The sequence below is a fragment of the Streptomyces sp. NBC_01428 genome (genome assembly GCF_036231965.1).
GTDB lineage: Bacteria > Actinomycetota > Actinomycetes > Streptomycetales > Streptomycetaceae > Streptomyces.
In genome coordinates, this window is sequence record NZ_CP109499.1 from 6,086,410 (window position 1) to 6,111,890 (window position 25,481).

Here is a 25,481-nt window from a genome sequence, read left to right on the forward strand (position 1 = left end):
CGCGGTGCAGCGCGTCCGACTGCGCTACACCAAGCGCGGCCGCCTCCGGTTCACCAGCCACCGTGACTTCCAGCGCGCCTTCGAGCGTGCCCTGCGCCGTGCCGCCGTCCCGATGGCGTACTCGGCCGGGTTCACGCCCCATCCCAAGGTGTCGTACGCCAATGCCGCACCCACCGGCACGGGCAGCGAGGCGGAGTACCTGGAGATCGCGCTCACCGAGGCGCGCGACCCGGAGAGGCTGCGCGAGCTCCTCGACGAGTCGATGCCCTCGGGCCTCGACATCATCGAGGCGGTGGAGGCCCGCACCTCGGGTCTCGCCGACCGGCTCACGGCTTCCGTGTGGGAGCTGCGGCTCGACGGCGTGGAACCGGCCGAGGCGGAGCGCGCGGTGGCGGCGTTCATGACCGCCGAGACCGTCGAGGTCAGCCGCAAGACCAAGAATGGCGTACGGACGTTCGATGCCCGGAGCGCCGTGGCGGGTCTTGAGACGGTCCCCGGGACGCACGGTCCCCAGGCTGATAGGCCGAGCGACCAGGCCTGTGCGATACTGCGGCTGGTTGTTCGGCACGTGACGCCTGCCGTTCGACCCGACGACGTCCTGTCCGGTCTTCGCGCCGTGGCCGACCTGGCGCCGCCGGTCGCCGCAGCGGTGACCAGGCTGGCGCAGGGGCTGTTCGATGAAGAGACCGGCACGGTGACCGACCCGCTCGCGCCCGACCGCGAGGCAGTCGCAGCCGCCCCAGCCGATCGCACAGGGGCCGCCGAAACTGCCGCCGCGAAGGCGTCGGCGTAGGGAAGTCCCGCGTAAGGACGCACGTCGTAGCGCCGCCCTCGTATCCGGGAGCCACCTGGGTCGGGCAGCGCACCCCACCAGAAGACTTTCGCCAGGCCGTACGCACACATGGCGTACGGAACCGGCGAGACAGGACACAGAGAGCTCCCGTGCGGCGCCCGCGCCCCGGACGGCGGCACCGCGCATCGCGCGAGCCGCGGACGTCACCGGCACTGCCGGACCAGGCGCGGCGCCCGGGAGCCTGACGGGAGATCCACCCGCATGCTCGAGCCGACCGAAGCCGCCGAGCCCTCCACGGGCGCCGGCGACAACAACAACAGCCCCAGCGACACCCTGCCGCCGCGGCGCCGCCGCCGTGCCGCGTCGCGCCCCGCCGGTCCTCCGACCGCCGCCTCCGAGGCCGCGGCCGAGACCACCGCGCCGGCCATACCGGCCGTCGCGTCCGCCGCATCCGTCGCGGACGAACCCACCACCGCGGCCACGGACCTCGTGGACCCGGAGGCCGAGGAGACGGACGAGGCGGCCCGGGCCGCAGCGGCCGAGGCTCCCGCGGCCGACACCGAGGACGCCGCACCGCGCCGTTCGCGCCGCCGCGCCACCCGCCGTGTCTCGGCCCCCGCCGGTGTGCCGGTGGCCGATGAGGCCACCGAGATCGCCGAGACCGTGGTGCCCGCCCCGGCGGCCGTCGCCGAGCCCGCCGCCCAGGCGGCCGAGGAGACCCCGGCCCCCGTCGAGGAGCCCGCTCCCGCCGGCCGCACGCGCCGCCGCGCCACCCGCAGGGTCGCCGCGCCCGCCGCCGCCGAGGCCGCCGAGACCGTGACGGCTCCCGCCGAGCCCGTCGCCGCCCCGGTGCAGGCCGAGGCACCCGCCGAGACGGTGGAGGCGGAGGTGGAGGAGGAAGCAGCTCCCCGCCGCGCCACCCGTCGCCGTGCCACCCGGCGCGTCTCCGCCCCGGCCGCCGCGCCCGAGGGCGAGCCCGCCGACGAGCGTGTGGAGGCGCCCGTGACCAGCGAGAGCAAGCCCGCGGAGTCCGAGCGTCCCGAGGCCGCCGACGCCGCACCCGCCGAGGACGCAGGCCCGCGTCGTGGCCGCCGCCGCGCCACCCGTAAGGCCGCCGGTGGTTTCTCGGCGCCCGCGCCGAAGGAGACCGACGACTCCTCGCGGCGTCCCGGCCGTCCCGCCGTCGCCGTCTTCCAGGCGCCGGTGTTCACCGAGCCGATGTTCCAGACGCCGGAGCGCGCCGCCGCCGCGGCCGCAGCCGAGGCGGCCGGAGCGAGCACCGAGGCGCCCGAGCCCGTCGAGGCCCCCGAGTCGGCCGAGGCCGTCGAGGAGCCCACCGGCGGTCGTCGCAGCCGCCGCCGTCGCCGGGCCGTCGAGGACGAGCCGGTGACCGTGGCCGCCGAGGAGCCGCAGGACGTCCAGGACGTCCAGGAGGTCCAGGAGGTCGAGGAGTCCGCCGAGGACGCCGAGGACACCGCCGAGGGTGACGACGGCGAGGAGGAGTCCGCGGGCTCCCGTCGTCGCCGTCGTCGTGGTGGCCGTCGCCGTCGTCGCGGTGACTCCGGCGACTCGGAGCACGAGTCCGCCTACTCCGGCGACGAGGACGAGGCCGCCGAGCAGGCCGCGCAGGACGCCGAGGACACCGCCGAGCAGGTCGAGGAGGACGCCGAGGAGTCCGACGACGACGAGCGCGGGGAGTCGGGCGGCTCCAGCAGCAGCCGTCGCCGGCGCCGCCGCCGTCGTCGCGCCGGTGACTCCGGTGGCGACAGCGAGGCGGGCGACAACGACCCCGAGCGCACGGTCGTCAAGGTCCGCGAGCCGCGGAGCAAGAAGGACGAGCGGCACGGCGACGCCCAGGACGAGGTCCAGTCCATCAAGGGCTCGACCCGGCTGGAGGCGAAGAAGCAGCGTCGCCGCGAGGGCCGCGAGCAGGGCCGCCGCCGCGTCCCGATCATCACCGAGGCCGAGTTCCTGGCCCGCCGTGAGGCCGTCGAGCGGGTCATGGTCGTCCGCCAGAGCGGCGAGCGCACCCAGATCGGCGTCCTCGAGGACAACGTGCTCGTCGAGCACTACGTCAACAAGGAGCAGTCGACCTCGTACGTCGGCAACGTCTACCTGGGCAAGGTCCAGAACGTGCTGCCGTCGATGGAGGCCGCCTTCATCGACATCGGCAAGGGCCGCAACGCCGTGCTCTACGCCGGTGAGGTCAACTTCGAGGCGCTCGGCATGGCCCACGGGCCGCGCCGCATCGAGTCCGCCCTCAAGTCCGGCCAGTCGGTCCTCGTGCAGGTCACCAAGGACCCGATCGGCCACAAGGGCGCGCGTCTGACCAGCCAGGTCTCCCTCCCGGGCCGCTACCTCGTGTACGTGCCCGAGGGCTCCATGACCGGCATCAGCCGCAAGCTGCCCGACACCGAGCGCGCGCGTCTGAAGACCATCCTCAAGAAGATCGTCCCCGAGGACGCGGGCGTCATCGTGCGCACCGCCGCCGAGGGCGCGAGCGAGGACGAGCTGCGCCGCGACGTCGAGCGTCTGCAGGCGCAGTGGGAGGACATCCAGAAGAAGGCGAAGAGCGGCAACGCCCCGACGCTGCTCTACGGCGAGCCGGACATGACCGTCCGTGTCGTCCGCGACATCTTCAACGAGGACTTCTCCAAGGTCATCGTCAGCGGTGACGAGGCGTGGGACACCATCCACGGCTACGTCGCGCACGTGGCGCCCGACCTGACCGAGCGCCTGTCGAAGTGGACCTCCGAGGTCGACGTCTTCGCGACGTACCGGATCGACGAGCAGCTGATGAAGGCGCTGGACCGCAAGGTCTGGCTGCCCAGCGGCGGTTCGCTGGTGATCGACAAGACCGAGGCGATGATCGTCGTCGACGTCAACACCGGCAAGTTCACCGGCCAGGGCGGCAACCTCGAAGAGACCGTGACCAGGAACAACCTGGAGGCGGCCGAGGAGATCGTGCGCCAGCTGCGGCTGCGCGACCTGGGCGGCATCGTCGTCATCGACTTCATCGACATGGTCCTGGAGTCCAACCGCGACCTGGTCCTGCGCCGCCTGCTGGAATGCCTGGGCCGTGACCGCACCAAGCACCAGGTCGCCGAGGTGACCTCGCTGGGCCTGGTCCAGATGACCCGTAAGCGGGTCGGCCAGGGCCTGCTGGAGTCGTTCTCCGAGACCTGCGTCCACTGCAACGGCCGCGGTGTCATCGTGCACATGGAGCAGCCGACGTCCGTCGGTGGCGGCGGCAAGCGCAAGAAGCGCGGCCGCGGTGGCGCCGAGCAGGTGCACGAGCACGACCACGACCACGACCACGAGACGGCCGAGGAGCCGGAGACGGTCGAGACGGAGGCCGAGGTGGCCGCCGAGGTCGCCGCGCCCGTCGCGGTCGAGCCCGACTTCCAGCCGGACGAGGAGCTGTACGGCAGCGCCGCCGAGGCGGAGGCCGCCGCGGGCCGTGGCCGTTCGCGGCGTCGCGCCACCCGGCGCGCGTCGGCTCCGGCCGGTGCGCCGAAGGCCGAGGAGCGCGCTCCCCGCAGCCGCCGCGAGGAGCGGGCCGAGCGGGCGGCCGCCCGGTCCCGTGAGGCCGCCGAGGCCGAGCCGGCCGCGGTCGAGGACCCGGTCGTCGAGGCGCCGGTCGCCGTGCGGCAGGTCGCGGAGCAGCCGGTCGTCGAGGCGCCCGTCGAGGAGACCCCGGCCCCCGTGGCCGCCGTCGCCGAGGAGGACGCCGCTCCCAAGGGCCGTACGCGCCGCCGTGCGACCCGGAAGGTGTCGGCGCCCGCCGGTTCGCCCAAGGAGGCCGAGGAGACCGTGGTGACGGTCACGGAGCCCGCTCCGGCGCCCGTCGCCGAGGCCCCCGCGGCCGAGCCGACGCCCGAGCCGGTGGCGGAGAGCGCCGCTCCGGCCCGCCCGCGCCGCCGTGCGGTCCGCAAGGCCACCGCGCCGACCGCGTCCGAGGAGGCGGCCGTCACGGTCGTCCCGTCGGCCGCAGCCGAGCCGGTCGCCGAGCCCGCCGGGACGGAGGCCGCCGAGGCCGACGCCGACGCGCCGGCCGCCAAGAAGACCGCGCGCAAGACGGCGGCCAAGAAGGCGCCCGCCAAGAAGGCCGCCGCCAAGAAGACCGTGGCGGCCAAGAAGACGGCCGCGAAGAAGACCACCACGGCCAAGAAGGCGACCACCAAGAAGACGGCCGCCAAGTCCACGGCGAAGAAGACCGTGGCCGCGGAGCAGACCGCTCCCGCCGTCACGGCCTCGGCCGACGAGGGCTGACCCAGCCCCTGACCCGCGTGTGGTCCCGCCCCTCGGGGCGGGACCACACTGGTTTGCGGGCCCGGCCCACCGGCCGGGCCCGCGCCGCGTCGGGGGCCCGCGCCGATTGCGTCACGGCGGTCTCCGGCCGAGCCCGGGCCGGTTTGACCCCGGTGGGGACGGTCTCGTAACCTGGACCGTCGGCGTGTCCATCGACACGCCACATCCCCGTAAACCTTTCTTCCTCCCGGGCACTCCGGTGGCCGGGAGAGGTTGCCCGTGTTCCTTCCCGGGCGACTGGACTGCGGGGGTGCCGTTCCCGAGCGAGAGAGAGATCCGCGTGTACGCCATCGTGCGCAGCGGTGGTCGCCAGCACAAGGTTGCTGTCGGCGACATCGTTGAGGTTGACAAGATTTCCACTGCCAAGGTTGGCGACACGGTCGAGCTCTCGACCCTGCTCGTTGTCGACGGCGAAGCCGTGACGAGCGACCCCTGGGTCCTGGCCGGCATCAAGGTCCAGGCCGAGATCGTGGATCACCACAAGGGCGTCAAGATCGACATCCTTCGCTACAAGAACAAGACCGGCTACCGCCGTCGTCAGGGCCACCGCCAGCAGTACACGGCGATCAAGGTCACTGAGATCCCCGCGGCTGCGAAGTAAGGGTAGGGACTGAGACATGGCACACAAGAAGGGCGCATCGTCCACTCGGAACGGTCGCGACTCCAACGCTCAGCGGCTCGGTGTGAAGCGCTTCGGCGGTCAGACCGTCAACGCCGGTGAGATCCTGGTCCGCCAGCGTGGCACCCACTTCCACCCCGGCGTCAGCGTCGGCCGTGGCAAGGACGACACGCTGTTCGCGCTGGCCGCCGGTGCGGTCGAGTTCGGCAAGCACCGTGGCCGCAAGGTCGTGAACATCGTTCCGGTCGCCTGATCCAGTCCCGTCGAGGCTGATCCGTCCCCCGCGGACGGACCCGTGCCTCGGGGCCCAGGCTCCGCAGAACAGAGTTCTTCGCGAGGCGGACCTCACTTCCCCCACGGGAAGAGGGTCCGCCTTTCGCGTGTTACGTAAGAGACATTCCGTACGTACAAGAAGTACCGAAGTGCTGGAGGCACCCCACATGACCACCTTCGTGGACCGCGTCGAGCTGCATGTCGCCGCGGGTAGCGGAGGTCACGGCTGTGCCTCCGTACACCGGGAGAAGTTCAAGCCGCTGGGCGGCCCGGACGGCGGCAACGGCGGCCGTGGCGGTGACGTGATCCTGGTCGTCGACCAGTCCGTCACCACGCTGCTCGACTACCACCACTCGCCCCACCGCAAGGCCACCAGCGGCAGGCCCGGCGAGGGCGGCAACCGCTCCGGCAAGGACGGCCAGGACCTGATCCTGCCCGTGCCGGACGGCACGGTCGTCCTCGACAAGGAGGGCAACGTCCTCGCGGACCTCGTCGGACACGGCACCTCGTTCGTCGCGGCCGAAGGCGGCCGCGGCGGCCTCGGCAACGCGGCCCTCTCCTCGGCCCGCCGCAAGGCGCCCGGCTTCGCGCTGCTCGGTGTGCCCGGCGGGTTCCTGGACATCGTCCTGGAGCTCAAGACCGTCGCCGACGTGGCCCTGGTCGGCTACCCGAGCGCCGGCAAGTCCTCGCTCATCTCCGTCCTGTCCGCCGCCAAGCCGAAGATCGCGGACTACCCCTTCACGACCCTCGTCCCGAACCTGGGCGTCGTGACCGCGGGCGAGACCGTCTACACCATCGCGGACGTCCCCGGCCTCATCCCCGGCGCCAGCCAGGGCAAGGGCCTCGGCCTCGAGTTCCTGCGCCACGTCGAGCGGTGCAGCGTCCTCGTCCACGTCCTGGACACGGCCACCCTGGAGTCCGAGCGCGACCCGATCTCCGACCTCGACATCATCGAGGAGGAGCTGACGCAGTACGGCGGCCTGGACAAGCGGCCCCGCATGGTCGTCCTCAACAAGATCGACGTGCCGGACGGCAAGGACCTGGCCGAGATGGTGCGCCCCGACCTGGAGGCCCGCGGCTACCGCGTCTTCGAGGTCTCCGCGGTCGCCCACATGGGCCTGCGGGAGCTGTCCTTCGCCCTCGCCGAAGTGGTCGCCCAGTCGCGTGCCGCCAAGCCCAAGGAGGAGGCGACCCGCATCGTCATCCGTCCGAAGGCGGTCGACGACGCCGGCTTCACCGTCGCGCAGGAGGAGGACGGTCTCTACCGCGTGCGCGGCGAGAAGCCCGAACGCTGGGTGCGCCAGACCGACTTCAGCAACGACGAGGCCGTCGGCTACCTCGCCGACCGGCTCGCCCGCCTCGGTGTCGAGGAGAAGCTGATGAAGGCGGGCGCCCGCTCCGGCGACGGCGTCGCCATCGGCCCCGAGGACAACGCGGTCGTCTTCGACTGGGAGCCCACCGTCATGGCCGGTGCCGAGATGCTGGGCCGCCGCGGTGAGGACCACCGCTTCGAGGCCCCGCGCCCCGCCGCCCAGCGCCGCCGCGACCAGCAGGCCGAGCGGGACGAGTCGCAGAAGGAGTACGACGACTTCGAGCCGTTCTAGCCGGACGGCCACGAGCCGTCCCCCCAGGAACAGCGAGAACAGCAGCGCGGGCCCGACCTCTCCGGAGGCCGGGCCCGCGCTGCTGTCGCGGCCTGGGGCACCGGGCGGAGCGTCAGGCGCGCCCCGTGCTGCCACCGGTCCGGGGGAGCGCACGGAAAGAGGGCCGGCGACTCGTGTCGAGTCGCCGGCCCTCCTCCTGGCTCGGCCCTGTTCAGCCGCGCCGCGTCACGCGTTGACGGAGTCCTCGGCGCCGTGGTCCTCGCTGTCCGAGGAGTCCGCGTCGGAACCGAGCCCCTGCTCGGACTCGTGCGCGGAGTCCTCGGCCGCCCCGCGCTGCGAGGGGATCTCCGCGGCGAGCCGCGCGGTCATCCGCACCCGGCGCTCGTCCGCCTTCGTGCACAGCTCCGCGATCGCCGCGTCGAAGCGGGCCAGCGACGGCGGGTCCGAGGGGCCCAGGAGGTGCTCCTTGAGTTCGGCGCGGGCCGCCGTGAACGCGTCCCGCTCCGGGTGACGGACCGCGTCCAGGAGGGCCGGGACGCCGTCGGCCGAGGGCGAGAGGATCGCGCCCGCGGACACCGTCGGGAACCCGGCGCGGAACGCCGCCTCCGGCAGGCCCGAGGTGTTGGCGACCGCGTACGGCTTCTCGCTGGACAGCCAGTCCGAGACGACCGAGGAGACGTCGCTGATCAGCAGGTCGGCCTCGTTGAAGCAGCTGAAGATCGCCGGACGCGGGCCCGTGACGATCTGGTGCTCCCACTCCGGGAAGGACGCCCAGAAGGCCGCCCCCCACGCCGCCGTGGCCCGGCCGATCTCCGCCTCGCGGTCGCCGCGCGGCGCGCCCTGCAGCAGCATGCGCTCCATCTCGTCCGCGCTCGTACGGAAGGCGGTCGAGGTCAGGGTGTCCAACTCGGCCGTGCGGCGCGCCAGTTCGGCGGCGGTCTCCGGGCCGGGACGGGCTCCGGAACGCCGGGTGTTGGCCTCGCGGATCATCGCCATGATGCGGTCGTTCGCCGCACCGGCGCGCGGGTCGACGGAACCGGTCATCGGGTGCGGCTTGTACAGCAGGCGCACGCCCTCGTCGGCGAGCAGGTGGCGCACGATGTTCTCGCCGGCCAGCACCACCGAGGTGTTGCCCGGGTTGCCGTCCCAGCCCTCCCAGGTGGGGGCGTAGAGGACGGTCGTGTACGTGCCCGTGGGCGGGCCCGAGAAGAGGCGTATCGGGGTCAGCTGCGGCCGGCCCACCTCGACGATGTTCTTGTCCTCGACGCCGACCTCGGCGAGCGCGTACCGCTCACGGGCGGCGGGACCGGCGACCCACACCTCGTCGTACGCCTTGGCGTACGGGTTGCAGGAGGACAGCTTGTCGCTCTCGCCGTGGTTGATGAACGCGTGCTTGATCGTGGGGATGCGCAGGACCTGGGAGGTCTTCGCGGCGTTCGCCGGGTGCAGCATCATCTTCAGCGTCGAGTTCTCCAGCGAGAACATCGTGGAGACCTTGGGGAAGCAGATGATCGGGACGTCGGTCGCGTCGATCTTCTGCACCATGAAGCGCTCACGCAGCACGATCAGCGGCCGGGCGTCGATCTGCGACAGCGTCGAGAGCCACATGTTGGCCTGGTACGCGGACGTGGTGCCGCCCGAGAAGTACATGGCGACGGTGGGCTGGTACTCCTCCAGCCACGAGTCGACCCACTCCATGACCTTCGCCTCGTTCTTGGCGCGCTTCCCGGGAAGCAGCCAGGTGCCGAGGTGGACGATGCCGCCGAGGGCCAGCGCGATGGCGACGCCCTCGCCGATGCCGCCCCACAGGGCGTTCGTGGTGGCGGCGGTGACGAGCAGGCCAGCCGTCGCCGGGACGGAGAGGGCCAGCAGCCGGTGACCCTGGCGGCGGGCCAGGATGCGCGGCGGCGCGGCGCTCAGACGCAGTGCGGACGCGTCGATGTTGCGGGTGACGATCGGCAGCGTACGTGTGCGGCGCACCAGGACCGAGACGGCGTGGCAGGCGAAGTGCAGGGCGTACAGGACGCATATCGCGATCAGCAGGGGCGCCTGCTCGTGCGTCGGGTTGATGCCGTCGATCCGCAGCAGCCCCACCATGATCAGCATGTCGCGCAGCAGTTGGCGGACGGTGATGTCGAAGCGGACCTTGCCGAGCAGCGAGAGCAGACCGGGGTCGCGGTACTGCAGATACACGTCCAGAAGGAGACCCGCCGCACTCGCGGCGACGAACACCGGGACGTTCGGCAGCAGCGCGGAGACGATCTGGGCCGTGAGGAAGGCGAACATCGCGAGCAGCGCGGAAAGCTGCACGATGCGACGGGGGGCGAGGCCTGCGGAGGGCACGGGCTGGGCTCCTGCGAGGGGGATGCAGCGGATGGGGGATCGTGCGGCCGAGCTGTCACCAACAGAGGGCCGACGACTGACCGTATGACCTGAAGACCCGGCTAGCAATCTTCCGTGGGAACAATCACTGCATAGGGCACATAATGCCCGGAGACTCTGTGAGCGAGCCCTCAGCAGGCCGTGTGCCGACTGGCCGGACGCCGCTCGGCGAGCCCTCCGGAAGCCACCCGGAAATCCTGCCGACGGCCACCTCGGGACCTCCGTCCGGCAGGCCCCGGAGCCCCCGCCCCGCACGGCCCCCGCACCCGCGCCTCATCGATCGGCGGGCTCCGGCGACCACGCTCCGTCGCCGCCCGGGAACCGTGGGCGTCCGCCCGTCGGAACGCGGAACCGCCGGGGAGGCCCGCTCGCGTAGATTGCAGACACCGGGCTGGTCGGAACATTGGGGATGGCGTGTCAGCGGCAAGGAATGCGGTGCGGGCGGGCGTGGCCGAGGCCCACAGGATCGTCGTCAAGGTGGGCTCCTCGTCGCTCACCACCGCCTCCGGCGGCCTCGACGCCGACCGGGTCGACGCCCTCGTGGACGTCCTCGCCAAGACGCACGGCGGCGGCGCGCGCGAGATCGTCCTCGTCTCCTCCGGAGCCATCGCCGCCGGACTCGCGCCGCTCGGGCTGCGCCGCCGCCCCAAGGACCTCGCCCGCCAGCAGGCCGCCGCCAGCGTCGGCCAGGGGCTCCTGGTGGCCCGCTACACCGCCTCCTGCGCCCGCTACGGCATCCGCGTCGGGCAGGTGCTCCTCACCTCCGACGACACCAGCCGCCGCTCCCACCACCGCAACGCCTCGCGCACCCTCGACAAGCTGCTCGCGATGGGCGCCCTCCCGGTCGTCAACGAGAACGACACCGTCGCCACGGACGAGATCCGCTTCGGCGACAACGACCGCCTCGCCGCGCTCGTCGCCCATCTCGTCCACGCCGACCTGCTCGTCCTCCTCTCCGACGTGGACGGCGTCTACGACGGGGACCCCAGCCGGCCCGGCACCTCGCGGATCGCCGAGGTCCGCGGCCCCGCCGATCTCGCGGGCGTCGAGACCGGCAGCGCGGGCAAGGCCGGCGTCGGCACCGGCGGCATGGCCACCAAGGTCGAGGCGGCCGGAATCGCCGCGGCCGCCGGCATCCCGGTGGTGCTGACCAGCGCCGTCCACGCGGCGGACGCCCTCGCCGGCCGGGACACCGGCACCTACTTCCACGCTACCGGCAAACGCTCCGCCGACCGGCTGCTCTGGCTCCAGCACGCCTCCACCCCGCAGGGCGCGCTCACCCTCGACGACGGCGCCGTCCGCGCGGTCGTCCAGGGGCGCAAGTCGCTGCTGCCCGCGGGCATCGCCTCCGTCGAGGGCGAGTTCACCGCCGGGGACCCCGTCGAACTGCGCGACAGCACCGGCCGGGCCGTCGCGCGCGGGCTGGTCAACTTCGACGCCAAGGAGATCCCCCAACTGATCGGCCGCTCCACCCGGGAGCTGGCACGGGAACTGGGGCCCGCCTACGAGCGCGAGGTCGTCCACCGCGACGACCTCGCCCTGCTCAACCCCTGAGTCACCCGCCCCGGCGTCCCCGGCCGCACCCCGGATCGACTGTCCGCTACACCCGTAAACGGCTGATTCCGCCGCCCCCACCGGGGGACGTTCCGTAAAACCGCCACACGACGGCTTCTCACCTGCTCAACTTTGTGACAGGGAGAGTCCGGGATTCGGTACGACCATCGGGTTAAGGAGGCCGTCGTGAGACGAGTGCGCCCTGGGGCGGCGGCGTCCCGCGGTGGTCCCGCCTCCCGTGCGGCAGGCGAGGAGCGAGCCCTCACGAGCGTCGCGGCCGGCGACACCTACGAGGGCGAGCAGCCCGCCGAACAGCCCCGGCTGTGGCACGTCACGCTGAGCGTCTCCGGCGGCGAGGCACCGTTGACCGAGGTCAGGCGCGGCCTCGAACAGCTCGCGCACGACCACCCCTTCCTCCTGACCAGCCGGTACGCCAACGACCACGCGGAGATCCGCTACTGGGAGGAGGCCCGCGACCTGCACGACGCGGCGGCGGTCGCGCTGCGCCTGTGGGGCGAGCACCGGCAGACCGCCAAACTCCCGCCCTGGGAGATCGTCGGCCTGGAGGTCATCGACCGCGAGACCTACCACCAGCGCATCGCCGAGGGGTACGGACCGCTGCCCGCGACCCCCGTCGGAGTTCACCCCTTTTGAGCCCGTCTCGGGGTGTGGGACAACCGCTGAACCGTCGTGCCCGGCGCACTACGCTTCCCTCATGACCACGCTCTCGCCGTACGACTCGATGTCCCCGGTCACCCAGGCCGCCTACCGCGCGAAGTCCGCCGCCGCCGACCTGGCGCCCCTGCCGCGGTCCGAGAAGGACGACGCGCTGCTCGCGATCGCGGACGCGCTCGAGGTCCGTACGAGCGAGATCGTCGCCGCCAACGCCAAGGACATCGCGAAGGCCCGCGAGGCCGGCACCAGCGAGACCGTCGTCGACCGGCTCACGCTGACTCCCGAGCGGGTGCGCGCCATCGCCTCGGACGTCCGGGACGTCGTGGCGCTGCCCGACCCGGTCGGCGAGGTCGTCCGCGGCTCGACGCTCCCGAACGGCATCGACCTGCGCCAGGTCCGCGTCCCGCTCGGCGTGGTCGGCATCATCTACGAGGCCCGCCCGAACGTGACGGTCGACGCGGCCGCCCTCTGCCTGAAGTCCGGCAACGCGGTCCTGCTGCGCGGTTCCTCCTCCGCCTACGAGTCGAACACCGCCCTCGTGCGGGTCCTGCGCGACGCGGTGGGCGGCGCCGGACTGCCCGCCGACGCCATCCAGCTCGTGCCCGGCGAGGGCCGCGAGTCGGTCCGCGAGCTGATGCGCGCCCGCGGCCTGGTCGACGTCCTCATCCCGCGCGGCGGCGCGTCCCTCATCCGCACGGTCGTCCAGGAGTCCACCGTCCCGGTCATCGAGACCGGCACCGGCAACTGCCACGTGTACGTCGACGCCCAGGCCGACCTCGACATGGCCGTCGACATCCTCATCAACTCCAAGGCCCAGCGGCCGAGCGTCTGCAACTCCGCCGAGACCCTCCTGGTCCACCAGGACATCGCCGCAGAGTTCCTGCCGCGCGCCCTCGACGCCCTCGCGGACGCCGGTGTGACCGTGCACGCGGACGAGCGCGTCCTCGCCTACGCGAAGGACTCCAGGGCCACCGTCGTCGAGGCCACCGCCGAGGACTGGGACACCGAGTACCTGTCGTACGACATCGCCGCGGCCGTCGTCGACTCCCTCGACCGGGCCGTCACCCACATCCGGCTGTGGAGCTCCGGCCACACCGAGGCCATCGTCACGACCTCGCAGCAGGCCGCCCGCCGCTTCACACAGCTGGTCGACTCCACGACGGTCGCGGTGAACGCCTCCACCCGGTTCACCGACGGCGGCCAGTTCGGCTTCGGCGCCGAGATCGGCATCTCCACGCAGAAGCTGCACGCACGCGGCCCCATGGGGCTGCCGGAGCTGACGAGCACGAAGTACATCGTCACCGGCGACGGCCACATCCGCCGCTGATCGGCCGCTGATCCGCCGGCACCGCCGCGCCCCCGGGATCCCGGGGGCGCCCGGGGCACCCGGGGCCCATGGGGCGAACCCGCGGGCCCACGGGGGCGCACGGGGCGTGCGACGGGTGGTGCGGGACCGTCCGACGACGCCCGGCGCGTCTTGTCAGGTGGATGAATTTCCGTACCGTCTGCCCAAATTGACCCCCCAGGTCTACTCTGGATCCGTGCCGGAGGACGTGGGGGGCACGCCGTTCCCTGACGGCTGGGAGCCCGACGACAACCGTGACCGCGGGGGTGCGGACGAAGAGTTCGCCTCCGTGGTCTTCGACGAGGACTTCGTCCGGGCGGCGGTGATCCACGAGCCGACCGCCGTGGAGAGACTGCTCTCCGCCGCGCAGGCCCGCGCGGAGGCGTCCGAGGCCGAGGCGCGCCGGGCGCACGCCCGCGGCCTGCGCTCCGACGACTACGAGGACGGCTTCGGGCCGGACGACCACGGCGATTTCGGCCACGATCCCGACCTGGACGACCTCGACGACAACGACCTCCTCGAAGGCCGCTACGGCGCTCCGGGGACGTACGGCCGGATCTACGGCAAGCACGCGCGCTGGCACCGTCCGGTCGCCTGGATCCTCGCCCTCGTCATGGGCGTCGGCATGGTCGCCCTGGCCTTCACCGCGGTCTACCGGGGCGCTTCCGGCGCCCACGACGAACAGATACCCCCGCCCGCCTCCACCGGCCTCGAACAGGGCCGTGAGAAGGTCACCGGCACCGGTCCCTCCGCCTCGGCCGACTACTCCCACCCGGCCGTCTCCGCGGTGCCGCGGACCCCCTGACGCCGAGGGGCCCGGCGGAGCCGTGACGATCCCTCGAACAGCGTGGCCGTCCTGGTGAGAACCTGTCAGAACTTGTCGCACACCGCAGCGTTTACCGAGGCTCCCGGAGACCTACTCTGAAGGTATGGGCGGGCCTGGAGACCCACCTGAGGGGACACCCGAGGGCGCCCCCGCCGGTGGAGAGGACGAATACCGATCCGTCGTCTTCGACGAGTCGTTCGTCCGTGCTGCCCGTCTCCAGGAGTTCTCCGCCCAGGAACGCATGGCCGACCACAGCCCGGCCGTACGCCGCCGGCCACCCCTGCGGCGCGGACTGTCCCGCCAGGCGCTGGTCCTCGTCCTGCTGATCGCCATCGCCTTCGGCACCGCGATCTACATGGGCGTGCGCCACCCGTACCAGACCCCCACCACCCAGTCGGCCGAACCGCTGCGGATGACCGTGATCCCGCTCGCCCCGCAGACCCCGGTGCCGGGCTCCACCGACCCCGAGCAGCTGTACGCCGACAGCCCCGCCGCGCAGTTCCGCATCGGCGCCGACGGCATCACCCTGCCCGCGTCCCGGCGTACCGCGCACTTCTCCGACAGCCAGGTCGTCAGCGCCCTGACCACCGCCAAGGACTACCTGGTCGAGTCCGCCCTCGACCCGAGCGTCCTGACCGGCGGCGCCACCCGGCCCGTGCGGATCCTGCTCGACCCGCGCCAGCTCGACCAGTTCGACGAGAGCTTCGAGCACCCGCTCGCCGACGGCCGGCACGCGCCGACCGGCTGGCTGGTCCGCTTCGACGCGACCCGGGCCCGGCTCGCCGACCAGCGGATCCGGGTCCAGGGCACCCTCCAGGCCGCGGAGTTCGACGCGAACACCCTGGAGGTCATCGCCGACCACACCTTCGTCTACGCGCTCAGGCCGGCCGGCGGGGACGCCCGGGCGAAGGCGTCCCTGTTCACCGTCCGGCGCGAACTGCACTTCCGCTTCGACCGCGACGACCTGCGCATGCACCAGGCCGAGCTGGCGGTGTCGTACGTCCAGGCAGGCCCGCTCACCTGCTCCGACGACTCCGTGAGCCGGCTGCACCCGCTGCTCGCGGGCCAGACGGCCAGGGCGGGCGGCCCCGCCGGCACCGACCCGTACGCCACCGGGAGCGCCACGGCCCTCTGCGGAACCCTGGCCAGGAGCGCGCAGCCGAAGCTGTAGCCGGCGAGGCGGCCACCGGCCGCCCGGCGCCGGGCGGTCAGCCGCGGCTGTCGGTGCCCTCGTCGCCCGTGTCGCCGGTGCCGCCCGCCCCGCCGTCCTTGCCGCTGCTGCCGCTGTCCTTGCCGGCCGCGCTGTCCGTGCCGCTGCCGAAGCCGCCGAAGCCGCGCCGGACCCGGCCGCCGAGGTCGCCCGCGCCGCCCGCGATGTCGCTGACCAGCTTCATCAGCGGGTCCTTGGAGTTCTTCATGTCGGTGGCGTAGCTGGCCGCCGACTGCCGGAACGAGTCCGACACCGAGGTGTCCTTGTCCTCGTCGCGCCGCGGGTAGTGGCCGTCCATGATCCGCTGGTGGTCGCGGGACTCAGCCCACTTCTTCAGCTCGGCCGCGCGGACCGCGGTGAAGGGGTGGGTACGGGGCAGCACGTTCAGGATCTTGAGCACGGAGTCGCGCAGGTCGCCCGCCGACTCGTACTCCTCGGCCTGCGCGAGGAAGGCGTCCACGTTCATCTCGTGCAGGTGGTTGCCGCCCGCGATCTTCATCAGGCCGCGCATCGAGGCCCGCAGGTCCTGGCCGACCAGGAGGCCGGCGCGGTCCGCGGACAGCTCCGACTTGCGGAACCACTCACGCAGCGCGGTCACGATCGCCATGATCGCGAGGTTGCCCAGCGGGATCCAGGCGACCCGGACCGCGAGGCTGGTGAGGAACAGCAGGATCGTCCGGTAGACGGAGTGACCGGACAGCGCGTGGCCGACCTCGTGGCCGACGACCGCCCGCATCTCCTCCTCGTCCAGCAGCTCGACGAGGCCGGTCGTCACCACGATGATCGGGTCGTCCAGGCCGATGCACATGGCGTTCGGCTGCGGGTCCTGGTTCACGTACATCGGCGGGACCTTCTCCAGGTCCAGGATGTAACAGGCGTCCCGCAGCATGTCGTTGAGGTGCGCGAACTGGGCGTCCGAGACCCGCACCGAGTCCGACAGGAACAGCAGCCGCAGACTCCGCTCGGGCAGCAGACCGCTGAGCGCCTTGAAGACCGTGTCGAAGCCGCTCAGCCGGCGCAGGGCCACCAGGGCCGAGCGGTCCGCCGGGTGCTCGTACGCCCGCGAGGAGATCCCCTCGAAGCGCCTGCGCTGCCTGCTCGGCACCTTCTCGTGCCCGTTCTGCTGCCGGTCGCCGTCGGACATGTCTTCCCCCATGTGCGTCTGCTGTGTGCCTGAATGCCTTGTGTGCCCCCGAGGCAGGGCCCAGCCTAGGCGGAGATACCGTGGACGGGCAGTACAGCGAAGGAGTCGTACGTCATGGAGCACATTCCCGCAGCCGGCTGGCTCACGGAAGCCGCGCACGCGGCGGACAAGCAGGGCCCGGGCAATCTGCTCCGCGTCGTGCTCGTCGTCATGGTCATCGGCGTGGTGTTCGCCGCCTGGTTCCTGCTGCGCGGGTACAAGCGCGAGGACTGATCCGGCACGGGACGGCCACCGGCCCCGGCGGGGCGGTCACGGCAACCGGCGTCCCCAACGGCGGAGTCGGCGTGTTCGCGGCCGGGGCGCCCGCATACGATGAGCCGACGTCTTTATCCCGCCCTCCCCACACTCGACTTCGCTCGAGCGGGGGGACCCTCATCGGATAGGTCTGCCGAGATGAGCTTCCACAGCACCGCCGCCCAGTTGGTCACCGTCGCCGCCGAGGGCGAGAACGGCGGCAACCACGAAAGCCTCAGCCCGTACCTGACCGGCGGCGGCGCCCTGGTCATCCTGCTCCTGCTGCTGTGGATCACCACGCGCTTCAACCGCGACCGCTGAGCCCCACCGGCCCCGTCCGGGGCCCCTGTCGGCCGGAGCCCGTCGGCCGGGCCGGTAGGGTCTGCACGCATGGGAGAGCAGGACATGCCTACCGGTCCGGCGAGTGACACGGGCAGCGGCGCCGACGGCGCCGCCACGGACGGCGCGAGCGGCACGGCCGGCAGCGCGGCGAAGCGGCTGACGGCCGGTCCCAGGGGCGGGCCCTCGAATCCGGGCAAGCGCCGTCTCGGCGTCATGGGCGGCACGTTCGACCCGATCCACCACGGTCACCTGGTGGCGGCCAGCGAGGTCGCCGCCCAGTTCCACCTCGACCAGGTCGTGTTCGTGCCGACCGGCCAGCCGTGGCAGAAGACCGACCGCAAGGTCACCCCGGCCGAGGACCGCTATCTGATGACGGTCATCGCGACCGCCGAGAACCCGCAGTTCTCGGTGAGCCGCATCGACATCGACCGCGGCGGGCCGACGTACACCACGGACACCCTGCGCGACCTGCGCTCGCTCAATCCCGACGCGGACCTCTTCTTCATCACCGGCGCCGACGCGCTCGGCCAGATCCTCACCTGGCGCTACACCGAAGAGCTGTTCTCCCTCGCGCACTTCATCGGGGTCACCCGGCCCGGCCACACCCTGACCGACCCGGGGCTCCCGGAGGGCGGTGTCTCGCTCGTCGAGGTTCCCGCGCTCGCCATCTCGTCCACAGACTGCCGTGCGAGAGTCGCCAAGGGCGATCCCGTCTGGTATCTGGTGCCGGACGGTGTGGTGCGCTACATCGACAAGCGTGAGCTGTACCGCGGCTAGTGAGCCGAGAGGGGCACCCGGTGAACGACCGATACGACGGATACACGGGCGGCGATCCGTACGAACTCGTCGGCTACGACGAGTTCGGGCAGCCCGTGTACCGGCAGGTGCCGCAGCAGCCTGCCCAGGGGTACGACGGCTACGGCGCCCAGCAGCAACAGGGCTACGGCTACGACCCCTACGCGACGGGCACCCAGGAGCCCGTCCACCCCGTCCAGCCGTACGACACGGGGCAGCAGCAACAGGCGTCCCCGTACGACACCGGTCAGCAGCCGACGGCGTCCCCGTACGACACGGGACAGCAGCCCACGGTGTCGCCCTACGACACCGGCCGGCAGCCGAGCGCCCAGCCCTACGGCTCCCACGACGCCTACGGCACCGGTGCGCCCGGCGCCGGCGGGCCCGCCGGGACCGGGTACGACGCCTACGGCCGGCAGGGCGCGGGCACCGGTCAGCAGCCCCGGGTCGTCGCCGAGCAGACCGCGTACATCCCGCAGCAGGCCGGGCCCCAGGAGGACGACGACAGCCCGCTGCGCGCCGACCGGGACTACCGCACCGAGCAGTTCGCCTTCGTCGAGGAACCGGAAGCCGAGTCCGAGGACGTCATCGACTGGCTGAAGTTCACCGAGAACCGCACCGAGCGCCGCGAGGAGGCCAGGCGCCGCGCGCGCGGCCGGGTCGTCGCGCTCGTCGTGGTCCTCGCCCTCGTCGTCGTCGGAGGCGCCGGCTACCTCTGGTACGCGGGCAAGCTGCCCGGCACCTCCTCGGACGCCAGGCCGGGGACCAGCACGGCCGTCACCGCCCAGAAGCGCGACGTGATCGTCGTCCACCTGCACAACACCAAGGGCGGCGGGACCTCCACGGCACTGCTCGTCGACAACACCACCACCCGGCAGGGCACCACCGTCCTGCTGCCCAACGCGCTGGCCCTGACGGACGACGACGGCTCGACGACCACGCTCGCCAAGTCCGTCGACAGCGACGGCTCGTCCGGCACCCGGGACGCGGTCGACACCGTGCTCGGCACCAACATCCAGGGCACCTGGCGGCTCGACACCCCCTACCTCAACAACCTCGTCGAACTCGTCGGCAACGTGGACATCACCACCAACGCCGACGTGCCGGACCCCGAGTCCAAGAAGAAGGGGGAGGCCCCGCTCGTCAAGAAGGGCGCGGACCAGACCCTCAGCGGCAAGATGGCCGTCGCCTACGCCACCTACCGGGCCCCCGGCGAGGCGCAGAACGCGCAGCTGGAACGGTTCGGCCAGGTCATGCAGGGAGTGCTGCGCAAGCTGTCCTCCGACAAGCAGGCCGCGACGACCACCGTGCAGACGCTGGCGCAGATCCTCGACCCGTCCCTGACGGACCAGGACCTCGGCGCCTTCCTCTCCAAGCTCGCCGACCTCGCCAAGGGCGGCGACTACAAGACCGCGCTGCTCCCCGTGCAGCAGGACGGCACCCTCGGCGAGAGCGCCTCCAGCAGCGTGATCAAGGACATCCTCGGCGGTACGGCGAAGAGCCCGGACGCCGACGCCGCGGTCCGCGTCGGCATCAAGAACGCCACCGGCGACAAGGCGGCCACCGGACAGGCCCGCGTCGTCCTGGTCAACGGCGGCTACACCTACCTGGACGCCGGATCCGCCGGCGCGGCCCAGAGCGTGTCGCAGATCACCTACGGCGACGCGGCGAAGAAGGACGACGCCGTGGAGGTCGCCAAGACGCTGGGGCTGCCGACCAGCACGGTCAAGAAGGGCACGGTCACCAACAACGCCGACGTCTCGGTCGTCCTCGGCCAGGACTACAAGGTCGACACGGCGCCCAAGGGGTGACCGCGACCACGCCCCGGGGCAGCCCGGGGCGTGGTCGCGGGAAACGCGTGGGGGGTCCTCGGCGGTCCGTGAGACCCTTGAGTCATTACTGACCGCCGACGGAAAGCCGCGTAGTGACCGCCACGGACCGCTCCATCGAGCTCATCAAGACCGCCGCACAGGCGGCCGCAGACAAGCTCGCGCACGACATCATCGCCTACGACGTGAGCGATGTGCTCTCGATCACCGACGCCTTCCTGCTGGCGTCCGCCCCGAACGACCGCCAGGTCAAGTCGATCGTCGACGAGATCGAGGAGCGCCTCAGCAAGGAGCTCGGCGTCAAGCCGGTGCGCCGCGAGGGCGACCGCGAGGCCCGCTGGGTCCTGCTCGACTACGTCGACATCGTGGTGCACGTCCAGCACAGCGAGGAGCGTGTCTTCTACGCCCTCGAGCGCCTGTGGAAGGACTGCCCCGAGCTGGACCTCCCCGAGGAGGCCAAGGCGACCCGCGGCAAGGGCGCCGAGCACGCCAAGTTCCAGGCCGAGGAGGACTCCGCCGAACTGGAGGAGCTGCGGTGACCGGTGGGGCCGAGAAGAGGCCGGGCGCGGAGAGCGGCGGCAGGCCGGGTCGCGGCCGCCGCCTCATCCTCTGGAGGCACGGCCAGACCTCGTGGAACGTGGAGCGCCGCTTCCAGGGCACCACGGACGTCGCGCTGACCGAGACGGGTGTCGGGCAGGCCAGGCGCGCCGCCCGGCTGCTCGCCTCGCTGAAGCCCGACGCCATCGTCGCCTCGGACCTCCAGCGGGCCGCGAACACGGCCGCCGAGCTGGCCGCGCTGACCGGCCTCGAGGTCACGCACGACGAGGGCCTGCGGGAGACCTACGCGGGCGTCTGGCAGGGCCTGACGCACGAGGAGATCATCGCCCGCCACGGCGAGGAGTACGCCGCGTGGAAGCGCGGTGAGGCCGTCCGTCGCGGCGGAGGCGAGCTGGAGAGCGAGGTCGCCGACCGCGCCGCCCCCGTGGTGCTGCGGCACGCGGAGAAGCTCCCGGACGACGGCACGCTCGTCGTCGTCAGCCACGGCGGCACGATCCGCACCACGATCGGCCGTCTGCTCGGCCTGGAGTCCCAGCACTGGGAGAGCCTCGGCGGGCTGTCCAACTGCTGCTGGTCGGTCCTCGGCGAGGGCGCCCGCGGCTGGCGGCTCCTGGAGCACAACGCCGGCACGCTGCCCGAACCGGTGCTCGGCGACGACGACTGAGCGGTGCCACGGAAGGCCTCCGTCCGGTCCCGCGGGCCCGGACGGACCGGATTTCACTTTCCGGCTGGTCGCAGGCTAAAGTTCTTCTTGTTCGGCCCGCAGGGCGGGAAGAACACACGGGGCTATAGCTCAGTTGGTAGAGCGCCTGCATGGCATGCAGGAGGTCAGGAGTTCAATTCTCCTTAGCTCCACGGATCGACTCCCTTTCGAGTTATCGAAGAGTCGTTGATCGCTTGTGAAGATCCCGTCCCCGGCAGGGGGCGGGATTTTTCGTTGTCCTCCGCTTGAGTCAGTTGGCGCCGCCGGGCGTATATCTCTGCGGACACCCTCCTGGCGTGCATGAATGCGCGGGCCGCGACGGCCGCGCCGGGTCCCGTGTCCGGACTGGTACGAAGGCGTCGCTGACCGTATTGCCGCTGCCGTGGCAGAATCAAACGGCCGGAAGGGGGCGCGGCCCGACGGGAGGGAGAACCGATGCCTGCCAGCATCATCGAGGAGGTCGAGGATCTCCCCGATGCGGTACTGACCCGGAAGCCAGCCACCCTCCTCGACTGCCCGTCCTGCGGATCGGCCCACATCGCCCAGGTTCTCGGCGACAATGGTGGGATCTCCTACGTGTGCACGGCCTGCGGCCACAGCTGGAGCTGATCGATGGGTGCACACAGGCGGAAGTGCGATTGGTGCGGCAGTGGTACGCCCATCGTCCGCGACATGGAGCCGGTCAACCACGACTACCAGTACTGGTGCGAGGAGTGCGCGCGGGCACTGATCATAAAAGGCGACCCGATCGAGACATATCGGGAGCTGGAGGGCGAGCCGATCTACGGCCGGCTCCTCGACGAGCACTGCACCCTCAAGCGGTTCTACTCGTTCGCCACGGCCTGACCGGGGAGTCCCGGGCCGGGTCGGCGAATCCGACATTTAGCCTCAATCGGCGCGTACGGGAAACGATTTGGTGGTTCCCCAGGGGGACCGTGTAATGTTGGCGTCGCCGCCGGGGAAACCGGGCGGAACGGCCGGGAAGCGGTTACGCCGCTGGTCGCGAGGGGCTATAGCTCAGTTGGTAGAGCGCCTGCATGGCATGCAGGAGGTCAGGAGTTCAATTCTCCTTAGCTCCACAGCAGTTGACAGCGGGTCACCCGGATCGGGTGGCCCGCTTCTTCGTTGTCCCGCGCCGGAAGGCAGCGAGAAGCGGGCCACCGGTCACCGGTGGCCCGCTTTCTCGTGTTCAGCGTCCTCGCGGGCTCATCGGCCGCTGCCCAGGGCACGCCGGCCGCGCCCCTGGGACAGCACCGGCAGGTTGTTGCGGGCCGGCGCGGCGGACCGGGTGTCCTCCTCCAGGCGCAGGGCGAGCGCCGGGCAGCGCCGTACCGCCCGCAGGGCCTTCGCCTCGGCGTAGCGGGGCACGGAGGCCTGCGCGACGGTCGGGAAGCCGTCGGCCCCCAGCTCGAAGACCTCGGGGAGGATGTCGGCGCACAGGCCGTGCCCGCGGCACAGCGTCCAGTCGACGTAGATCTTCTGGCGGCTGGAGCCCGTGTCCTGCTCGCCCTGGCCGCCCGGGATGCCCGCGGGTGCCCTGCCGCCCTCGAAGAGCGGCAGAACGCCCTCCACGGGCCGTCCGCAGCCGTTTCCGAGGACATGGGCGGCCAGGTCGTCCGTGAACGCCTTGAGGGTCGACTCGATGAACATCGCCGAGCCGTCCGGGTGGGAGCACGCGCCGCGCCGCTTCACGGACTTGGCGACCTGCTTCACGGCCTCCAGGGCCGCGGGGCCGCCGCCGTTGAGGATGTCCTCCAGGCCGCGGGCCGCGGCCGGCAGCCCGAGGTAGCAGGGACCGCACTGTCCCGCGCTCTCCTCGGCCAGCCACTGGGCCACCCGCAGCGATTCGCCGAGCGGGCAGGTCTGCTGGGTGATCGGCATGATGGCGCCGGCGCCGAGCGCGCCGCCCACCGCGGCCAGGTTGTCGCGCGAGACGATCGCCTCGTTGACCGCCGCCGCGTCCAGCCACTTGCCGTGATAGCCGCCGGTCAGCACGCCCTGCGGCATCGGCGGGGCGCCGGCCAGCTGGAGGACGTACCGCAGCGGCACGCCCGTGGGGACCTCGATCACCATGGGGCGCGCGACCGCGCCCGAGACGGTGAGCATGACGGTGCCGGGCTCGTCGTAGAGGCCCGTGTTGCGGTAGCGGTCGGGGCCGATGCGGGCTGCGATGGCCAGCTGGGCGAAGGTCTCCGCGTTCGACAGGAGGGTTGGCGCACCGCCCACACCGCTCTGTGACGCGCTGATCTTGCGGCCCGGCGGGATGGCCGGCCCGCCGTCGATCGACCGCACCAGCGAGGCGGCGGCCCCGGTCACCATCCGGACCGGATTGCGCTGCACCCGCGCGCGCAGCGGCGATCCGCGCCGGTTGCTCAGGCCGCGTTCGGCCAGCGCGGCCTCCATGGAGCGCTGGGTCGATTCGCGGGTCACGCCGATCACGAGCGTGCGCGCCCCCATGGCCTCGGCGGCCAGCAGGGCGCCGTCCAGGATCAGGTGCGGGGCACGGTTGATGAGCACCGTGTCCTTGCGGCAGGCCGGTTCGTCCTCGCTTCCGTTGACGACGACCACCGGGCGGATGCCCTTCTTGATGGCCGATTCGGCAACCGAGCGCAGTTTCTTGGCGAAGGGGAAACCGGCGCCGCCGCGCCCCTTCAGGGAGATCGCCTCGGCGAGTCCCGCGAGCTGTTCGCCACCCATCGGTTCGAGCGGACCGTGCACCTTCAGGTGCATGGGCAGATCAAGACGTTCAACCAGGTCGAAACCCGACGTGAGCTGCGGAAGTCCGACGACGCGGACCTCCGGGACGTCGGGCAGGGCCTCGTTCACTTAAAGCCTCCGGAAGGGGCGTTCCATGATTCACCGGAGCCAGGAGCGTCGAAGGCGCCCGGCAGTACGTCAGGCGTGGGACCGCTGTCGTACGTGTCGTTGGTGTTGTACGTGCGATAGGCGGCATTCGACTCACCGGTGTCGTACACGTCACTCATGCCGTACGCGTCGACGGCCGGATTGTCATAGACCGGGATGTTGTATCCCGTGTCGGCCAGCGGGTCGTACGCCGACTGCGGGGCCTCACCGACGGGGGGCGGCGAGGGGACGGGCCAGCTGCCCGACGCGCCGCCGGCGTCGACGCGGGGGAACATCTCGGTCGGCTGCATGGCCGGCGGCATCGGGAACTGCTGCGTCCCGCCGGCCCCGGAGCCGTCGCCGCCGGGGGTGGACACGGCCCGGTAGGCCGCGGCGAAACCGTTCGTGCCCGCGTTCGCCGCGCCTGCTTCCGCGGCGGTGTCGTACGGCGCGGAGGGGGAGTCCATGCGCTGGGAGGGGACGAAGTTCCCGCCCGCGGGCGGCCGGGCCGAGCGTGCCGAGAAGCCCGGCAGGGGGGCCTCCGCGTTGGCCGCGCGGGACGCGTCGAGGTCCTCGCGGAAGTCGCGGGCGCCGGGGCCGTTGTTGTTGCCCATGAGCGCGAGGACGCGAGCCGCGACCTTGCGCTTGACGGGGGCGGGCGCCACCCGCAGCGCCAGCGCGCCCATGACCGCGACGAGGCACAGGCTGTAGAGGATGGTGAAGATCGGCTTCGCCTGTCGACCCGCGTAGAGCCCGTGGACCAGCGCCGAGCACCAGGCGGGGTAGGCCAGCATGTGCACCGCGCGCCAGCGGGCCGCGATCGGCGCCGGGGAGGCGAAGGCGCTCCGCAGCGCACCGGTGATCGCGGTGAAGACCATGAGCAGGGCGGCCAGCGAGCCGAAGCCGATGAGGCCGGCCGTGCCGGTGACACCGAGACCGAAGGGGACGAGGGCGGCGAGCAGGGTGGTGTGGTCGAGCGCCAGTTTGACGGTGATGTGCAGGAACAGGAAGGCGACGGAGGAGACGGCGGTGGTCCGGTGCACGGCCTGTGCCACCAGCCGCTGGCGGGTGTTCAGGAAGATCCGGTCGGTGGCGACGAGGCCCCAGATCACCGAGCACGACAGAGCGACCAGCGACAGCACGCCGGCGCCGAAGTTCAGGAAGTCACGGACTCCATTGCCTCCCACCAGGACGACCACGGGGATGAGGAGAAGGGCGGCAGCACTGGCCGCCCCGTAGGCCGAACGGCCCGCTCGGGGAAGCGAGCTGTTGTTGCGACGAGGGTTCATGGAGGGTTACTCCCAACGGTTCGGGGAAGCGGTCCCGAAGCCGCACTCTAGGTCGAGAGATACGGGCGAGTTCGAGGTTTGAGTTATTGCG

At 72.0% G+C, this 25,481-nt stretch carries 22 protein-coding genes and 2 tRNA genes; 20 read left to right on the top strand and 4 right to left on the bottom strand.

Annotated features, from left to right (window positions below):
* The first annotated feature begins 4 nt into the window (after positions 1–4).
* The 5 genes from OG406_RS26350 to obgE all read left to right on the top strand — a co-directional run bounded on the left by OG406_RS26350 (position 5) and on the right by obgE (position 7,600).
* A complete protein-coding gene (locus OG406_RS26350; protein ID WP_164369342.1) occupies positions 5–793 on the top strand; it encodes a TIGR03936 family radical SAM-associated protein in 789 nt (262 codons plus the stop codon).
* 261 nt (positions 794–1,054) lie between these two features.
* Positions 1,055–5,065 carry an Rne/Rng family ribonuclease gene (locus OG406_RS26355; protein ID WP_329188110.1) on the top strand — a complete coding sequence of 1,337 codons (4,011 nt, stop codon included), beginning with the start codon at positions 1,055–1,057 and terminating at the stop codon, positions 5,063–5,065.
* Between the two features lie 319 nt (positions 5,066–5,384).
* On the top strand, positions 5,385–5,705 hold the full coding sequence (gene rplU, locus OG406_RS26360) for a 50S ribosomal protein L21 (RefSeq protein WP_081221565.1): 321 nt from the start codon (positions 5,385–5,387) through the stop codon (positions 5,703–5,705).
* Positions 5,706–5,721: 16 nt separating this feature from the next.
* The gene (gene rpmA / locus OG406_RS26365) at positions 5,722–5,976 is read left to right on the top strand and encodes a 50S ribosomal protein L27 (RefSeq protein WP_164370757.1); all 255 of its coding nucleotides are present in this window, start codon (positions 5,722–5,724) and stop codon (positions 5,974–5,976) included.
* A 187-nt stretch (positions 5,977–6,163) separates the two neighbouring features.
* Positions 6,164–7,600 (top strand): GTPase ObgE, encoded by a 1,437-nt coding sequence (obgE, locus tag OG406_RS26370; protein WP_164370758.1) that lies wholly within the window; start codon positions 6,164–6,166, stop codon positions 7,598–7,600.
* 225 nt (positions 7,601–7,825) lie between these two features.
* Here the strand turns inward: obgE and OG406_RS26375 are convergent, their stop codons facing one another.
* A complete protein-coding gene (locus tag OG406_RS26375) occupies positions 7,826–9,943 on the bottom strand; it encodes a hypothetical protein (RefSeq protein WP_329188113.1) in 2,118 nt (705 codons plus the stop codon).
* 486 nt (positions 9,944–10,429) lie between these two features.
* On the opposite strand from OG406_RS26375, the gene proB reads away from it, so the two are divergent.
* The 5 genes from proB (at position 10,430) to OG406_RS26400 (ending at position 15,553) form a co-directional block, all read left to right on the top strand.
* Positions 10,430–11,536 (top strand): glutamate 5-kinase, encoded by a 1,107-nt coding sequence (gene proB, locus OG406_RS26380; protein ID WP_266613658.1) that lies wholly within the window; start codon positions 10,430–10,432, stop codon positions 11,534–11,536.
* Positions 11,537–11,731: 195 nt separating this feature from the next.
* Positions 11,732–12,190 (top strand): hypothetical protein, encoded by a 459-nt coding sequence (locus OG406_RS26385; protein ID WP_164370814.1) that lies wholly within the window; start codon positions 11,732–11,734, stop codon positions 12,188–12,190.
* Positions 12,191–12,251: 61 nt separating this feature from the next.
* Complete coding sequence (locus tag OG406_RS26390) at positions 12,252–13,538, top strand: glutamate-5-semialdehyde dehydrogenase (protein WP_164370761.1); 1,287 nt, start codon at positions 12,252–12,254, stop codon at positions 13,536–13,538.
* A 214-nt stretch (positions 13,539–13,752) separates the two neighbouring features.
* Positions 13,753–14,361 (top strand): SCO2584 family spore wall biosynthesis protein, encoded by a 609-nt coding sequence (locus OG406_RS26395; RefSeq protein WP_266613656.1) that lies wholly within the window; start codon positions 13,753–13,755, stop codon positions 14,359–14,361.
* Positions 14,362–14,485: 124 nt separating this feature from the next.
* A complete protein-coding gene (locus tag OG406_RS26400; protein ID WP_266613654.1) occupies positions 14,486–15,553 on the top strand; it encodes an SCO2583 family membrane protein in 1,068 nt (355 codons plus the stop codon).
* Positions 15,554–15,590: 37 nt separating this feature from the next.
* Here OG406_RS26400 and OG406_RS26405 read toward each other — a convergent pair whose 3' ends face one another.
* On the bottom strand, positions 15,591–16,748 hold the full coding sequence (locus OG406_RS26405) for a M48 family metallopeptidase (protein WP_443067105.1): 1,158 nt from the start codon (positions 16,746–16,748) through the stop codon (positions 15,591–15,593).
* 102 nt (positions 16,749–16,850) lie between these two features.
* Here OG406_RS26405 and OG406_RS26410 point away from each other — a divergent pair, with 102 nt between their 5' ends.
* The 10 genes from OG406_RS26410 to OG406_RS26455 all read left to right on the top strand — a co-directional run bounded on the left by OG406_RS26410 (position 16,851) and on the right by OG406_RS26455 (position 22,336).
* The gene (locus OG406_RS26410) at positions 16,851–17,009 is read left to right on the top strand and encodes a hypothetical protein (RefSeq protein WP_179165235.1); all 159 of its coding nucleotides are present in this window, start codon (positions 16,851–16,853) and stop codon (positions 17,007–17,009) included.
* A gap of 180 nt (positions 17,010–17,189) precedes the next feature.
* Positions 17,190–17,351 carry a hypothetical protein gene (locus tag OG406_RS26415; RefSeq protein ID WP_179165234.1) on the top strand — a complete coding sequence of 54 codons (162 nt, stop codon included), beginning with the start codon at positions 17,190–17,192 and terminating at the stop codon, positions 17,349–17,351.
* Positions 17,352–17,420: 69 nt separating this feature from the next.
* Positions 17,421–18,149, top strand: coding sequence for a nicotinate-nucleotide adenylyltransferase (gene nadD, locus OG406_RS26420; RefSeq protein ID WP_164370765.1), 729 nt, complete (start codon positions 17,421–17,423; stop codon positions 18,147–18,149).
* Positions 18,150–18,169: 20 nt separating this feature from the next.
* Positions 18,170–19,978, top strand: coding sequence for an LCP family protein (locus tag OG406_RS26425; protein WP_329188117.1), 1,809 nt, complete (start codon positions 18,170–18,172; stop codon positions 19,976–19,978).
* Positions 19,979–20,091: 113 nt separating this feature from the next.
* Positions 20,092–20,535, top strand: coding sequence for a ribosome silencing factor (gene rsfS, locus OG406_RS26430; protein WP_081217237.1), 444 nt, complete (start codon positions 20,092–20,094; stop codon positions 20,533–20,535).
* Entirely contained in the window at positions 20,532–21,218 is a 687-nt protein-coding gene (locus tag OG406_RS26435; RefSeq protein ID WP_081217236.1) for a histidine phosphatase family protein, read from the top strand. Before rsfS ends, OG406_RS26435 begins: the two co-directional genes overlap by 4 nt.
* A gap of 118 nt (positions 21,219–21,336) precedes the next feature.
* A tRNA-Ala gene (locus tag OG406_RS26440) sits at positions 21,337–21,409 on the top strand.
* A gap of 283 nt (positions 21,410–21,692) precedes the next feature.
* A complete protein-coding gene (locus OG406_RS26445) occupies positions 21,693–21,866 on the top strand; it encodes a hypothetical protein (RefSeq protein ID WP_329188120.1) in 174 nt (57 codons plus the stop codon).
* Between the two features lie 3 nt (positions 21,867–21,869).
* Entirely contained in the window at positions 21,870–22,103 is a 234-nt protein-coding gene (locus OG406_RS26450) for a hypothetical protein (RefSeq protein ID WP_010986886.1), read from the top strand.
* Between the two features lie 160 nt (positions 22,104–22,263).
* A tRNA-Ala gene (locus OG406_RS26455) sits at positions 22,264–22,336 on the top strand.
* Positions 22,337–22,463: 127 nt separating this feature from the next.
* On the opposite strand, the gene OG406_RS26460 is transcribed toward OG406_RS26455, so the two are convergent.
* Entirely contained in the window at positions 22,464–24,083 is a 1,620-nt protein-coding gene (locus OG406_RS26460; protein WP_164370768.1) for an NADH-quinone oxidoreductase subunit NuoF family protein, read from the bottom strand.
* Entirely contained in the window at positions 24,080–25,390 is a 1,311-nt protein-coding gene (locus OG406_RS26465) for a ferric reductase-like transmembrane domain-containing protein (RefSeq protein ID WP_329188123.1), read from the bottom strand. Before OG406_RS26465 ends, OG406_RS26460 begins: the two co-directional genes overlap by 4 nt.
* Positions 25,391–25,481 lie beyond the last annotated feature (91 nt).

Bases quoted from the DNA above. Each gene is read 5' to 3' on its own strand.
- OG406_RS26355 (WP_329188110.1), top strand. From the start codon at position 1,055: ATGCTCGAGCCGACCGAAGCCGCCGAGCCCTCCACGGGCGCCGGCGAC.
- rpmA (WP_164370757.1), top strand. From the start codon at position 5,722: ATGGCACACAAGAAGGGCGCATCGTCCACTCGGAACGGTCGCGACTCC.
- obgE (WP_164370758.1), top strand. From the start codon at position 6,164: ATGACCACCTTCGTGGACCGCGTCGAGCTGCATGTCGCCGCGGGTAGC.
- OG406_RS26390 (WP_164370761.1), top strand. From the start codon at position 12,252: ATGACCACGCTCTCGCCGTACGACTCGATGTCCCCGGTCACCCAGGCC.
- OG406_RS26400 (WP_266613654.1), top strand. From the start codon at position 14,486: ATGGGCGGGCCTGGAGACCCACCTGAGGGGACACCCGAGGGCGCCCCC.
- OG406_RS26405 (WP_443067105.1), bottom strand. From the start codon at position 16,748: ATGGGGGAAGACATGTCCGACGGCGACCGGCAGCAGAACGGGCACGAG.
- OG406_RS26410 (WP_179165235.1), top strand. From the start codon at position 16,851: ATGGAGCACATTCCCGCAGCCGGCTGGCTCACGGAAGCCGCGCACGCG.
- OG406_RS26415 (WP_179165234.1), top strand. From the start codon at position 17,190: ATGAGCTTCCACAGCACCGCCGCCCAGTTGGTCACCGTCGCCGCCGAG.
- nadD (WP_164370765.1), top strand. From the start codon at position 17,421: ATGGGAGAGCAGGACATGCCTACCGGTCCGGCGAGTGACACGGGCAGC.
- OG406_RS26445 (WP_329188120.1), top strand. From the start codon at position 21,693: ATGCCTGCCAGCATCATCGAGGAGGTCGAGGATCTCCCCGATGCGGTA.
- OG406_RS26450 (WP_010986886.1), top strand. From the start codon at position 21,870: ATGGGTGCACACAGGCGGAAGTGCGATTGGTGCGGCAGTGGTACGCCC.
- OG406_RS26465 (WP_329188123.1), bottom strand. From the start codon at position 25,390: ATGAACCCTCGTCGCAACAACAGCTCGCTTCCCCGAGCGGGCCGTTCG.